Origin of the sequence: Shewanella insulae (assembly GCF_009831655.1) — a bacterium.
Classification (GTDB): Bacteria; Pseudomonadota; Gammaproteobacteria; order Enterobacterales; family Shewanellaceae; genus Shewanella; species Shewanella insulae.
The window spans coordinates 99252-112634 of sequence record NZ_WRPA01000001.1; the positions used below are offsets into that span (position 1 = coordinate 99252).

A 13383-nucleotide genomic window follows, 5' to 3' on the forward strand; every position below is an offset into this window, starting at 1 on the left:
GCGCTATTTTTCATGGCTTTTCCCTAAATCGCAACCCCGAAGCGCATTTAGGCGTCATGAGCAGGCCACCGGACAAATAGGTAATAAAATACCCTTACTTTTTCTGCCTGTTTGTTTAAGTGTGATTTAGGTAGAATTCGCCTCCATTTTGCGCTCTAGATCACCCATGTTCATTCTTAGGGGGTGAGAGCGCCACTTTATGCACTGGGGATTAAGCCTCAGCGAGCAGTTTAAGAGGTTGATATGTCTCAGTTTGTAGTATGTGCGTTATATAAGTTTGTCTCCCTGCCAGATTTTGAAACTCTGCAGCAGCCATTGCTGAAGGAGATGGAGTCCTTAGGAATAAAGGGAACCCTGCTGCTGGCCAGCGAAGGGATCAATGGTACGGTTGCCGGTAGTCAGGCGGGGATCGATGGTTTACTGGCCTGGTTGGATGCCCAGCCAGGACTGGATAATATTGTCTACAAGCTGTCATTCGACGATGAGATGCCTTTCTATCGCACCAAGGTCAAGTTGAAGAAAGAGATAGTCACCATGGGGGTCGAAGGCATAGATCCCCGTGAGGTGGTCGGCACCTATGTGAAGCCTAAGGATTGGAACAAGCTGATCTCAGATCCCGAGGTGCTACTGATCGACACCCGCAACGACTACGAGGTCAACATTGGCACATTCAAGAATGCGGTCGACCCTAAGACACAGACCTTCAGAGAGTTTCCAGACTATGTGAAGCAGAATCTGGATCCTAAGCAACATAAGAAGGTGGCCATGTTCTGTACCGGTGGCATCCGCTGTGAGAAGTCCACCGCCTACCTGAAAGAGCAGGGATTCGACGAGGTGTATCATCTCGAAGGCGGGGTGCTTAAGTATCTGGAAGAGGTGCAGCCTGAGGAGAGCCTCTGGGAAGGCGAGTGTTTCGTGTTTGATAATCGTGTGTCGGTCAACCATCGGCTGGAAAAGGGACAGTACGATCAGTGTAATGCCTGTCGTCTGCCTATTACCGAAGCAGACAAGCAAAGCGAGCATTATGTGCAGGGCGTAAGCTGCCCACATTGCATCGATAAGTTGTCCGATAAGCAGCGCAAACGCTTCGTCGAGCGAGAGCGTCAGGTGCAACTGGCCAAGTCCCGCGGCGAGAGCCATATTGGCAGCGACGTGAAGCAGGTGATCCAGCAACGCCGTCAGGACAAGGTCGAGCGCAAACAGCGCCAAAATGAGGAAGGCTAACGGGCGCTAGGAGCCGGTGCTTAATCGCTAACTAGGCTGAGTGTTTAAACAATTTACCGCAAAAATCCACGCGATTGCGTGTGCAAATAATAGTACGAATTGTTTGTGCGAAAAGTCAGAATGGCTTCTATACTTAAAAGGCTGCTAGAGATGAGTTGCATCGGGCGACCTGTCTGCTTGATGAGCAGTATTGGCGAGGATTTATATAGCCTTTCAGTTTAGAGTGTCCGAGCCAATGTATTCAGAGTAAGAAGCGAAGGCGAGTGTTGTGTTATGCAATGCTCGCTTTTTTATTGGTCGCTTTTCATCAAGGGGATAGGCTCCATTAATCATTGGATTAAATGCAGTAGATGATTAAGGTTAGTGCCTTTCGCTGTACCATCTAATGGCGTCTGTAATGCTCACTGAGACGAGCTCGGCAGCGTCCTGTGCAAGCCGGGTTTTGTGCAAGTCGGGTTTTGTGTCAGTCGGGTTTTTGTCAGTTGGCTTATCTCCCGAACTCACAGCTTTTACTAATCTGTTTACCCATGTCCATATCCATACTCTAGCCATAGCCATAGCCACTCTTCTTGGGACTCTCCTCTAAGCTTTATCAATCTTGTTATTCGTGGGTTATTAAATCATGCAAGCCGTAATTCATAAGTCGCTTAGCGGTATAGGGGAGCCGAGCTGATAAAGTGTAGGTGTAATTTATTTTCATTTTGCCATTTACTTAGCCTGCTAAATAAATATAATGCTTAGCATGCTAAGTAAATGCTGGTGTCACTATACCAGCAAGGAGGAGCAAGATGACTGAGAAAAATCGAGATTGGGGCGAATCGTCCAATGCGGAGCGAGTCGCCAGGCTCGCTAGACTTTGGCGCATGGTTGCCGATGCCGAGCTTGCACCACTAGGACTGACCCATAGCCGCTGGAGTGTGCTTTGGAAGCTTTATCGCATGGGCCAGAAAACCAGTCAGAAGGGTTTGGCCGAGGCCCTCGAAATTGAGCTTGCTTCCCTGATGCGTACCCTGAGCCAGCTAGAGCAACAGGCGCTGATCGAGCGCCATTGCTGCGAACATGATAAACGCGTGCGTCGGGTTTCCCTGACCCCGGCTGGAGAGGAGCTGCTGGCCTTCATTCGTCAGCGCATTATCGATCTGCGCGCCGAGCTTTATCAGGGCGTCAGCCCAGAGCAGCTCGAAGCCTTCGAATTTGTGCTTAATCGCATCAGCGACAACGCAGTCAGAAAATTACATCCCACCGTCACGGATAAAGAGGAAAAATAGAAAGCATGACACCGGATCAGCAATTTGCCCGTTTAGTTAAGTTTGCCAGCATTGGCTTCATCCTGTTGTTTGGCTATTTCCTGGTGGCCGACCTTAAGATGCCGTTGACCACACAGGCAATGGCGACGCGCACCATTACCCAGGTAGCACCTCAGGTGAGTGGCCGGGTCGTCTCAGTACAGGTCGCGAATAATCAGAAGGTGAAGCAGGGGGATCTGCTGTTTAGTCTCGACACCACGCCTTTCCTGCTGGCACAGGAGCAGGCAGAACTGGCCCTGGAGCAGGCGAGACAAGATAACGCCGAATTAGATGCGGCCATCGCCGCCGCGAGTGCCGAGGTGAACGCCAAGGAAGTCGCCTATGCGCTTAAGCAGCGCGAGGCGCAACGTATTCAATCGCTTTACGCCAACCAGAGTGTGTCGCAGCAGATGATCGACCAGGCCCAGACAGAGGTGAAAGCCGGTCGCTCCCAGCTTTTGGCTGCAAAGGCTCAGCTGGCTAAGGTACAGACGCTGCGGGGACTACCTGGTGAAGATAATCTAAAACTGCGTCAGGCCAAGAACCGACTGTCTCAGGCAACATTAGCCCTGAGTTATACCCAGATCCGCGCCGAGCATGATGGGGTGGTGACCAATGTGCAGTTGGCTTCGGGCAACATGGTCAATCAGTCGACGCCAGTCATGGCGCTGCTGCTGGATAATGTGGATGTGATCGCCGATTTTCGCGAGAAGAACCTGCGCCACATAGCCCCGGGAGCAGCCGCGCTGGTGGCCTTCGATGGTCGCCCCGGTGAGCTGTTTCAGGCCCGCGTGAGCAGTGTCGATGCAGGTGTGAGTCAGGCTCAGTTCGATGCCAATGGGCGCCTGGCGACCCCAACCGAGTCTAGTCGTTGGGTTCGTGACGCTCAGCGTTTTCGCCTCCACCTGGAATTAGCGTCCGATGCGGGCATCACTATGCCGGCTGGCGCCAAGGCGACTGTGCAGTTACAGCCCACCAATGTCATCTATGATCTGCTGGCCAAGGTGCAGATCAAGTTGATCAGCCTGCTGCATTACATCTACTAGGGGCGAAGCGTGTTAATTCGTCATCATCCCTTAAGCGCCAACGAGCTGCGCCAGTGTCTGCGAATCGCCACGGGCGCCACCCTGGGTTTTCTAGTTTGTAAGCTATTGGAGTTTAACTACGGAGTCTTCTTTACCGTACTACCCATGTTGATGTTGGGGATCGTGCCTAAGATGTCGCTGCATGTGGTGCGCCAGGTGATGGCCTCCTCGGCTATCGCTATCATAGAGGTGGCGCTGCTGGCTGAGTACCTGGGGTCTCACCCTGTGGTGATGTCAATGGTCGCCTTCTTGTTGTTTCTCTATCGTTTCGCCTGTATGTCTCGCGGCAGCCTGTTTCTGTTTGGTGCCACTGGGGTGATTAGCCTAAGCATCATGCTGCACTTTGCCAGCTACCCTGATACCGATGTGACCGAACTTGCGATCAATAACTTCATTGGTTGCGGCTTCTCCGTGCTGATCGCCTATTTGATGATGTACCTGTTTCCCGACGTCGATGCACGGGCACCTATGGCCGCCATGCCCAAGGAACCCCATCGTATGCGTCATGAGGCGTTGATGGGGGCGACTATCGCCACCATCTCATTTGCCGTGTTTCAGGTGTTTGATCTGCGTGATTCCCTGGCGGCCCAGGCGACGACCCTCTTGTTGCTCTTTCCTATGCACTGGAACGGGGCTTTGGGTTATGCCAGGCGCCGTGCCATAGGTACCATACTCGGGGTAAGCTGTGGCCTCTTGATGCAGTTGCTGCTCTATACCTGGGCCCATCAGCTGGTACTCCTGCTGCCACTGTTTTGGTTGGTGACCCTGCTGTTTAGCCAGGCTCATGTGACCGAGGCAATGGGATCAGGCGTGGGATTCGGCGCCATGACCACACTGGGAACCCTCTATGGGCAAAATCTGACGCCGCAAAACGATCTTATCTACAGCAGTCTCTATCGCGCCTCGAGTATCTTAGGTGCCATAGTCCTGACCCTAATGGCCTGTTATCTGGTGCATCGGCTGCTCAACCGCTTCGAGGCGACCCGCTTCGGCCATTAGTCTTGTGTTTTTTGGGTTGGTTTATCCTCTTGCTCGCCAATCCGGCTTAATACGCCCTTAAGGAGATCCATCGGCAGCGGGAAGAGAATGGTCGAGTTCTTCTCGCCTGCAATCTCGGTCAGAGTCTGCAGGTAGCGCAGCAAGATGGCATTGGGGGATTTTTTCAGGTTCTGCGCCGCTTCCACTAACTTGGTTGAGGCTTCCATCTCGCCCGAGGCGTGGATCACCTTGGCACGACGGATCCGCTCTGCCTCTGCCTGTTTGGCGATGGCGCGTACCATGGTCTCGTTAAGATCCACGTGTTTGATCTCGACGTTAGAGACCTTGATCCCCCAGCCATCGGTGCGGCTGTCGAGAATAGACTGAATGTCCGTATTGAGCATGTCGCGATTGGCCAGCATCTCATCCAGTTCGTGTTGCCCTAGCACGGAGCGCAACGTGGTTTGGGCTAGCTGCGAGGTGGCTTGCAGGAAATCTTCCACATTGATGATCGCCTTCTGGGCGTCGATGACTCGAAAGTAGATCACCGCATTGACCTGTACCGAGACATTGTCGCGGCTGATCACATCCTGAGTCGGTACATCCATCACCACGGTACGCAGATCCACGCGCACCATCTGTTGTATTAGGGGGATCACTATGATGAGGCCAGGGCCCTTGACCCGGTAGAAGCGGCCCAGCATGAAGATCACCCCGCGCTCATATTCTCGCAGGATCTTGAAGGTGCTGATCAGCAGGGAGACCAGCAGAAAGATCAGCGCGACGAAGAAGACCTGGGTATTGTAGGTTAAGGCTTCCATGTGGACCTCCTAAGGGTTGTCTGAACCGGGGCGAGTCGCCTCTCGGGTGACGAGCAGGGTGAGTTTGTCACGACCGACTACCAACACTGTCTCACCCGTGCGGGTCTGAGTGTCGGATCTGGCCTGCCAGCATTCGCCGCCAAGGGTGACCAGGCCGTACTTATCGAAGCCTTTCACTACCTGGGCGCTCGCACCAATGAGCAGGTCGTCACCGCTGACATTGGCGGCCTTGCGGGCCTTCCATAGGCTAGATAATACCCAGAGGGAGAAGCCCGAGGCGGTGACCGTCACGGCGGCGATGAGTGGCAGTGAGATAGAGAGGTCGCCGCCCTCGGCATCGATAAGAAACAGCGAGCCCAGGGCGAAGGCCACTATACCGCCCAGGCCCAGAATGCCGAAACTGGGTACCATGGCTTCGGCAATGATGAGGGCTATGCCCAGTAGGATGAGCCCGAGTCCGGCGTAGTTGACCGGTAGCAGCTGAAAGGCGTAGAGGGCCACCAGGAGTGAGATGCCTCCTATGACGCCAGCGACCCCTATGCCTGGGCTATAGAACTCAAGCAACAGGCCATAGATGCCGATCAGCATCAGGATATAGGCGATGTTGGGGTCGGTAATGGTCGCGATAACGCGATTTCGCCAGCTTTGATGATGTTCTACCAGATTTGCCTTGGCCAGGGACAGTTGTTTGGTTTCCCCGTCCATCTCCAGGCGATAGCCGTCGAGCTTAACCAATAGCTCATCGGGATCGGCGGCGATAAAGTCGATCACATTCTGTTCCAGCGCCTCGTCAGAGGTGAGGGTGGCGGCATCTATGACGGCGCGCTCGGCAAACTCGATGTTGCGCCCCCTTAGCTTAGCCAGTGAGCGGATATAGGCGATGGCATCGTTGAGAACCTTCTGTGCCATGGCATCTTTGCTGTCTTTTGGCTTGGACTCTGGCTTAGAGTCGCCTGGGTCATTTTCCTTGGCGTCAGGCGTTTGTGTGGCTTTTTCTTGTGAGTCTCGCTCCTTAGGGCCAGAGTCTTGAGGAGAGGTAGGCATGCCCAGCTGCACGGGCGTCGCCGCGCCAAGTGTGGTGGCGGGCGCCATGGCGGCGATATGACAGGCATAGAGCATATAGGTACCGGCGCTCATGGCTCTGGCCCCCGAGGGAGCCACCAGACAGGCGATGGGAACATTGGATGCGAGGATCGCCTGATTGATGCTTCTCAAACTGGAGACCAGGCCACCCGGGGTATCAAACGCTATCATGATGAGTGGAGGTCTCTCTGCCGAAGGGAGCAGGTTGGCATTGACTATCTCCTCGCTTAAGTATTCGCCGATGGCCGGGCCTATGGCGCCATTAAACTGCAACAGGGGGACCGGCTGGCGAGAGACTTGTGTTGCGGTATCGGCTGGCTCTGTCTCGGACAGGGCCTGACCCAGGCTCAGTAAGGTGAGCAAGATCAGGGTGATTAAACTCAGCGCGCGCCTGTTTGATGACTGCATAACGACTCCCATGATTTCTTTAAGTTTAGTCGATTTCCCGCCGCCGATATTTGTTGATGATATTTGATTAGTCCGCTTGTCTTTTGTGTTGAGTGTGTTATTTTGCTCGGCTTTTTTATGGGCGGGAGCGCTTAGCATGTTTGTGGGATTCGATTATGGCAGCGCCAACTGCGCCGTCGGCATTATGGATGCGGGGCAGGTGCGGCTACTGCCCTTGGCGGGGGACTCTCATTACCTGGTATCTACCCTGTACGCCTTAGATCGCGAGCTTATCGCCGAGGCCGTCTATCAGCAGCTGACCAGTGAGTTAAAGGCCGATTACGCCAAGCTGCGCTCGGCACAGCTGAGCCGCGCCCGTCATGCCCGCCAGGAGCTGGATCTCGATAGTGATGAGCAGGCGGTATTTGTCGGTGAGCAGGCGGTGGCGCATTATCTAGATATGCCCGAGGAGGGCTTCTATGTGCGTTCGCCCAAGTCTTTCCTGGGGGCAACCGGCTTGCGTCAGGATCAGATCGCTTTATTTGAAGATATCGTCACCCTGATGATGATGCATATCAAAACCTTAGCGGATAAGCAGTTGGGCGCTCAGGGAAGTGCAACCCACGCGGTGATCGGCCGCCCGGTCAACTTCCAGGGGATAGGCGGCGAGGAGAGTAATCGTCAGGCCGAAGCCATCTTGGCAATGGCGGCCAAACGTGCCGGTTTCAATGAGGTTAGTTTCCTATTCGAGCCTCTGGCGGCGGGTATGGATTTCGAGGCCAGCCTGACTCAGGATAAGACGGTGCTTGTAGTGGATGTGGGCGGCGGTACCACAGACTGTTCTGTGGTGAAGATGGGACCGTCTCATATCGACAAGGCCGATCGTAGCGAGGATTTCCTCGGTCATAGCGGTCAACGTATCGGCGGTAACGATCTGGATATCGCCCTGGCCATGAAGGCCTTCATGCCCCACCTAGGGCTGGGCTCCCATATGGTCAATGGCCTGCCTGTGCCCAGCCAACCCTTCTGGAATGCGGTGGCGGTTAACGACATCAGCGCCCAGCGCGACTTTGCCAGCCTGACCAGCCGCAAGATGCTTGAAGAGCTGATGAAAGACGCCGAGCGAACCGATCTGCTGTCACGCCTACTCAAGGTGCAGCGGGACCAGCTCGGCTATCGACTGGTACGCAGTGCAGAAGGGGCTAAAATTGCCCTGTCAGCCAGCGAGGTTACCCAGGCGAGCCTGGATTATGTCGACAGTGAACTGACCGCAGAGGTGGATCAGCAGGGCTTCGTCGAGGCGATCGCTCAGCCAGTTGGGCTGATCCAATCCTTGATGGTCGAGGCGATGGAACAGGCCTGTGAACAGGGACAAGGCGAGACAGGAACGCCTCAAGCAGATATCATCTATGTCACCGGCGGTACGGCTAAGAGCCCTGCAATTTACCGGAAGATTGCCCAGATGTATCCCGAGACTGAGATAGTGGTCGGAGACCACTTTGGTAGTGTGACCGCAGGCTTAACCCGCTGGGCACAGAAGGTGTTTGGCTAATACAACGAGCTAGCAAGGCAACAAGGCAACAAAGGAGAGAAGATGAAAGCTTGGATTGGAATGATGGGCCTAGCGGCAGTGACCCTGCTCGCAGGCTGTGGCGATGATGTCGGCAAGGTGAGCCTGGGCGTGTTTACCACTAAGGATGTGATCATCGAGGCCAGGCAAGATCCTAAGATCCCAGGGGTGACCTGCCATATCAGCCGCATCGAGGCGAATCTGGACTTTGCCGACCCGTCGGATATGGGGATCGCCTGTCGCCAGACCGGACCTATCCTGCCTGCGGATTTGGCGAATATCGACAAGAGTCATGGCGGCGAGGTGGTGTTTAAGGCCTCCCTGAGCATCTTGTTTAAGTCCCTCAAGGTGAGACGCATCTACGACGCCGACAATCAGACGCTGATCTATCTCTCCTATTCCACCAAGGAGATAGACGGCAGCCATAAACACAGCCTGTCGACCGTGCCCCTGTACGGTACCCAGGCCTGGCAAGCGCCTGTTACACAAAACGAAGCGCCAGCAACTAAAAACTGATCGCCAGCAGCGCAAAATGGACAGACAGCCCTCAATAGGGTGAATCAAAGCTAGCACAATCAAAAACGCCGTCATCTGACGGCGTTTTTTTATGGATGATCTTCTGGCTTGTTCTAGCGAGGCGCTAGTCGCTGTGGCCTTCCAATATCGCGTTGTAGCGGGCGAAGCCTGCCTCGAGATCTTTGATGAGATCCTCTGGATTTTCCAGCCCAACATGCAGTCGGATCAACGGTTTGCTACTGTCCCACTGAGTGGCGGTACGCAGCTTGTCGATGCCGAAGACGCCCAGGATAAGGCTCTCGTAGCCGCCCCAGGAAAAGCCCATCTTGAAGTGTTCCATGCCTTCCACAAAGGCAGTGATCGCCTTGATGTTGCCGCGCTTGAGCACGAAGGAGAAGAGGCCATTGGAGGCGCTGAAATCTCGCTTGAAGAACTCATGTCCGGGGCAGGTGTCGAAGGCAGGGTGGCGCAGATGATCCACCTCGGTGCGCGTGGCCAGCCAGTTGGCGACCTCTAGACCATTTTTCTCATGCTGGGCCATGCGTACCCCTAGGGTGCGCAGGCCGCGGCTGGCGAGATAGATATCGTCCGCCGAGGTGCATTGTCCCATGAGGTAGCTGTTTTCTCTGAGCTGTTCCCAATGGGCCTGGTTGGCGGTAGCCGTGCCCAGCATCACATCCGAGTGGCCGACGATATATTTGGTCGCCGCCTGAATAGAGATATCCACCCCCAGCTCGAAGGGACGACTGTTGATGGGTGAGGCCCAGGTGTTATCCAGCATGACTACCAGGTTATGGCGATGGGCGATGGCACTCAGGGTCGGCACATCCTGCACCTCCAGGGTGATGGAGCCGGGAGATTCCAGAAATAGCACCTTGGTATTGGGGCGAATCAGCGCCTCTATGCCATCACCGATGAGCGGATCATAGTAGGTGGTCTCTATACCGAAGCCCTTAAGCAGTTTGTCGCACAGATCCCGAGTGGGTTCATAGGCAGTGTCGACCATGAGCAGATGATCGCCTGCCTTAAGGAAGGAGAGCAGTGCGCCAGAGATGGCGGCCGAACCAGAGGGGTAGAGTGCTGTGCCTGCGCCACCTTCGAGCTCGGCGATGGCCGCCTGAAACGCAAAGTGGGTCGGGGTGCCGCGGCGACCATAAAACATCTCGCCGTTGGCGCGATTCTTGGTGGCATGACGCATCTCCTCTATGGTGTCGAACACCACGGTGGAGGCGCGAAATACCGGTGGGTTGATCACCCCTTTGCTCCATTTCTTGTCGCGGCCGACGCTGACTATCTTGGTCTCTCTTTTCATCCCATACTCTCGTGTTGGCAACTCATTGCAGCCATCTTAACATCTATACGGCTAAATGAAAGTGAGATTTATTGGAGTCGTTTCTCCCTTAAGGTGAAGGCTATTGCGCCTCCAGCGGTAGAAGAATATGGATAACCACGCCGGCGGCCTGGCCATCCTGCATCAGGTTTTCCGCGCGAATGCTGCCCTTGTGGAAGTCGGTGATCAGGCGGGCGATATAGAGGCCGAGGCCCAGATGGGGCTTGTCCTGGGCCTTCTGGGCGCGTACAGACACCATGGACTCGAAGATCTGCTCGCCCATGTTGGCGGGCAGCGAAGGTCCCTGGTTACTGACGCTCAGCAGGGCCTGTTTGCCCTTGGCCTTGAGCGACACCTTAATCGGCGTATCGTTCTGGCTGAACTCGATGGCGTTGGCGATCAGCTTGTCCATCAGCTGGGCGATATACTCGGGCACCCCGCGCATGGTCATGGGATCCTTGTCTATCTCAAGCTCAAACACCTGATTGGCATAGGTCATCTGATAGCCCTGCATACAACCAGAGATCACCTTGGAGAGAGGGAAGTTGTCCACCTCGGCGTCGGTCAGTGCCTCTTCGAGGCGGGTGGCCTCGCTCATGTTGTTGAGGATCATGTTGAGGCGGCTCACCCCTTCGTGGGCGCGGTCCACATACTTCTGATGCTGCGGCGGCAGATCCTGGCTGTTGAGGTGCTCGAGGGACGAGCGTACCACGGCGACCGGCGTACGAAGCTCATGGCCCAGGCGCGACGACATGTTCTCCAGATAGTGGGTATATTGGCTCAGACGGCCGACTATGCTAGCGAAACTGCGGCTGAGATCGCCGATTTCATCGCGTACCTTAGAGCCGACGATTGCCTTTCTGATCCTGCCCTGGCTATCGATCGCCTGCTCGGCATCATCCCTTAATTTACGGATACGACTGGAGATGCTGGAGGCGAAGAAGAAGAGCGCCAGGGTGCCCATACTCATTATGGTCAGGATCACGTTAAACAGCTTCTCCAGCGCCTTGTTGCGCAGGGTGCGGATACCGTGGGTGGTCTCCTCGGCGATCACCACCCCCATCACGGTATCGTCGATCCAGATTGGGCTGGCGGCGGCGAGGATCACCGCCTTACCATCAGGTGTGAGGCGCCAGGTGGAACCAAACTGACCGGCCAGAGCCTTACGGATATGGCTGCCCTCCAGCACGGTGGAGTCTTTGAGCGAGTCGACGAAATGTTTCGGTGGCGTGGTCAGAATGCGGTAGTAGAGGGGATGCAGAACCTGCTGCTTGAAATGGCCCCAGAAGGTGTCCGGCGTCTGCTCGGTCGCCGTCTGTGCCCACACATTGGTGCTGCTGTAGATGTCGCCCGACTTCGCCAATACCCGGCCGTGGCGATCCACCACCCAGATCCGTGAGCTGTTGTGGCTCATCCCCTTGATGATGCTCTCGATTTCCGGTGAAGGCACCAGTACTGTGCCTAGCTTGGTGACATCGTCTGTGGCCGAGGTGCCGACGATCGCCTCAACGTTTCGTTTCTTCCTGTCGTTGACATCGACGATGGCAAAGCCCAGCTTGCTGCCCACCATCTCCAGCGGGATCCTCAGCTCGATGTTGTAGCCCTTGTCGGTCTTCAGCCACTTGCCCTGGATGCGCACCTCTGGGGTGACGGGCTGGGATCTGCGGGGATCGGCGGGCAGCTCGAAGGCGCTGATCCAGCCGTCACGTATGGTGGCGACGATATAACGGCGAAACTGTCCGTCCGGCGCCAGGGTGGCGATGGCCAGATGATCGTTGTTGTCGATACGCAGGCTGTTGGTACCTCGGTAGATCACCTTAGGATCTGTCACCTCGAAATAGCCATACAGGTAGCCGGCGTATTTGCCCACCATATGGGTAAAGCTGACGTTGAGGGGCTTGCCATCATCGGCCTTAAACAGCTGGTGATCTGGGCCGTAGGTCACTGCGCGGTGACGGTTAGAGGCCCATTCCCCAAGCTTACCATCCAGATGGATAGGGCCGGTCAAGGGATAGGCGTAGAGATCCCGTCCCTTCTTCACCTGTGACAAAAAGCTCGCCTGCTTGTCGAATAGCTTAGGACGTTCATGCAGGGCCGTGGCAAGGGCCTGTGTGGTGCCTTCCAGGGTCTTTTCCTGGCCGTGGCGCAGGTATTTTTCCATCTCCCACACATATTGATAGCCAAGCCAGGGTAGGCAGAGCAGGAAGAGGGAGAGTATGGCGACCTTAGTGCGCAGGCCGATGGGCAGATTAAACATGTTTAGTCTTGGGTATCCCAGCGGTAGCCCATGCCGTAGACGGTGTCGATGCAATCAAACTCTGGATCCTGGCTGATAAATTTCTTACGGATCCGCTTGACGTGGGAGGTGATGGTGCTGTCATCCACATAGATCTTGGCGTCCTGCATCAGCGCCTGACGGCTACGCACATGGCCTGGGCGTTTTGCCAGGGCGTGCACCATCCAAAATTCGGTGACCGTCAGCTCGATGGGCTGCTGCTTCCAGTAGACCTGGATGCGGTTGACATCTATGGTCAGGTTGCCGTGCTCTATCATGCCATCTTGCGGGTTGGCGCCATTTTGGATGTCCGAGCGCCTAAATAGCGCGGCCAGGCGTGCGATCAGATGGGGAAAGCTGACATCCTTGCTCAGGTAGTCATCGGCGCCCAGCCTCAGGCCGCAGACGGTGTCGAAGTCACTGTCTCTGGCGGTCAGAAAGATGATAGGCAGGGTGTTCGACATAGCCCTGAGAGACTGGCACAGGGTAAAGCCGCCATCTATCTCATCTTCCAGGCCGATATCGATGATCGCTAAGTCGGGCAGACGAGTGTTGAAGGCCTCCATGGCGCTGGGGCGGTTGGCGTATGCCTGTACAGAGTAGCCTTGCTGTTGCAGCACCTCTTTGTAGTTTTCGCGGATAGCCGCCTCATCTTCAACTATTGCAATACGCTTCATGATCCATCCATTACAGCTTAGTGTTTCTGGAGTGTGACTATACAGCAAAATACCCGGGAGAAAAGTGGCCCGGGACAAAAGCCATTTTCTTGCCACATTTGGTCTGCGCATCGTCATTTTTACACCCCGGACTTGCCATTTCACTCAGGTT

General features: G+C 55.3%; 11 protein-coding genes. 6 read left to right on the forward strand and 5 right to left on the reverse strand.

Annotated features, from left to right (window positions below):
* Positions 1-243 precede the first annotated feature (243 nt).
* The 4 genes from trhO (at position 244) to GNT65_RS00485 (ending at position 4594) form a co-directional block, all read left to right on the forward strand.
* Positions 244-1224, forward strand: coding sequence for an oxygen-dependent tRNA uridine(34) hydroxylase TrhO (gene trhO, locus GNT65_RS00470; protein WP_160793181.1), 981 nt, complete (start codon positions 244-246; stop codon positions 1222-1224).
* 788 nt (positions 1225-2012) lie between these two features.
* Entirely contained in the window at positions 2013-2492 is a 480-nt protein-coding gene (locus tag GNT65_RS00475) for a MarR family transcriptional regulator (protein ID WP_160793182.1), read from the forward strand.
* Positions 2493-2497: 5 nt separating this feature from the next.
* Positions 2498-3556 (forward strand): HlyD family secretion protein, encoded by a 1059-nt coding sequence (locus tag GNT65_RS00480; RefSeq protein WP_160793183.1) that lies wholly within the window; start codon positions 2498-2500, stop codon positions 3554-3556.
* 9 nt (positions 3557-3565) lie between these two features.
* Positions 3566-4594 (forward strand): DUF2955 domain-containing protein, encoded by a 1029-nt coding sequence (locus GNT65_RS00485; protein WP_160793184.1) that lies wholly within the window; start codon positions 3566-3568, stop codon positions 4592-4594.
* Here the strand turns inward: GNT65_RS00485 and GNT65_RS00490 are convergent.
* Both GNT65_RS00490 and GNT65_RS00495 read right to left on the reverse strand, forming a co-directional pair.
* Entirely contained in the window at positions 4591-5394 is an 804-nt protein-coding gene (locus tag GNT65_RS00490) for a slipin family protein (RefSeq protein WP_160793185.1), read from the reverse strand. The genes GNT65_RS00485 and GNT65_RS00490 overlap by 4 nt on opposite strands.
* 9 nt (positions 5395-5403) lie before the next feature.
* Positions 5404-6885: an NfeD family protein gene (locus tag GNT65_RS00495; protein WP_160793186.1), complete on the reverse strand. Its 1482-nt coding sequence runs from the start codon at positions 6883-6885 to the stop codon at positions 5404-5406.
* Positions 6886-7021: 136 nt separating this feature from the next.
* On the opposite strand from GNT65_RS00495, the gene yegD reads away from it, so the two are divergent.
* Positions 7022-8416, forward strand: coding sequence for a molecular chaperone (gene yegD, locus GNT65_RS00500; protein WP_160793187.1), 1395 nt, complete (start codon positions 7022-7024; stop codon positions 8414-8416).
* Between the two features lie 42 nt (positions 8417-8458).
* On the forward strand, positions 8459-8950 hold the full coding sequence (locus tag GNT65_RS00505; protein WP_160793188.1) for a CreA family protein: 492 nt from the start codon (positions 8459-8461) through the stop codon (positions 8948-8950).
* A 124-nt stretch (positions 8951-9074) separates the two neighbouring features.
* Here the strand turns inward: GNT65_RS00505 and GNT65_RS00510 are convergent, their stop codons facing one another.
* From GNT65_RS00510 to pdsR, 3 genes are all read right to left on the reverse strand, one after another.
* Positions 9075-10262: a cystathionine beta-lyase gene (locus GNT65_RS00510; protein WP_160793189.1), complete on the reverse strand. Its 1188-nt coding sequence runs from the start codon at positions 10260-10262 to the stop codon at positions 9075-9077.
* Between the two features lie 100 nt (positions 10263-10362).
* Positions 10363-12537, reverse strand: coding sequence for a proteobacterial dedicated sortase system histidine kinase (gene pdsS / locus GNT65_RS00515; protein ID WP_160793190.1), 2175 nt, complete (start codon positions 12535-12537; stop codon positions 10363-10365).
* A 2-nt stretch (positions 12538-12539) separates the two neighbouring features.
* The gene (pdsR, locus tag GNT65_RS00520; RefSeq protein ID WP_160793191.1) at positions 12540-13232 is read right to left on the reverse strand and encodes a proteobacterial dedicated sortase system response regulator; all 693 of its coding nucleotides are present in this window, start codon (positions 13230-13232) and stop codon (positions 12540-12542) included.
* Between the last annotated feature and the right edge of the window lie 151 nt (positions 13233-13383).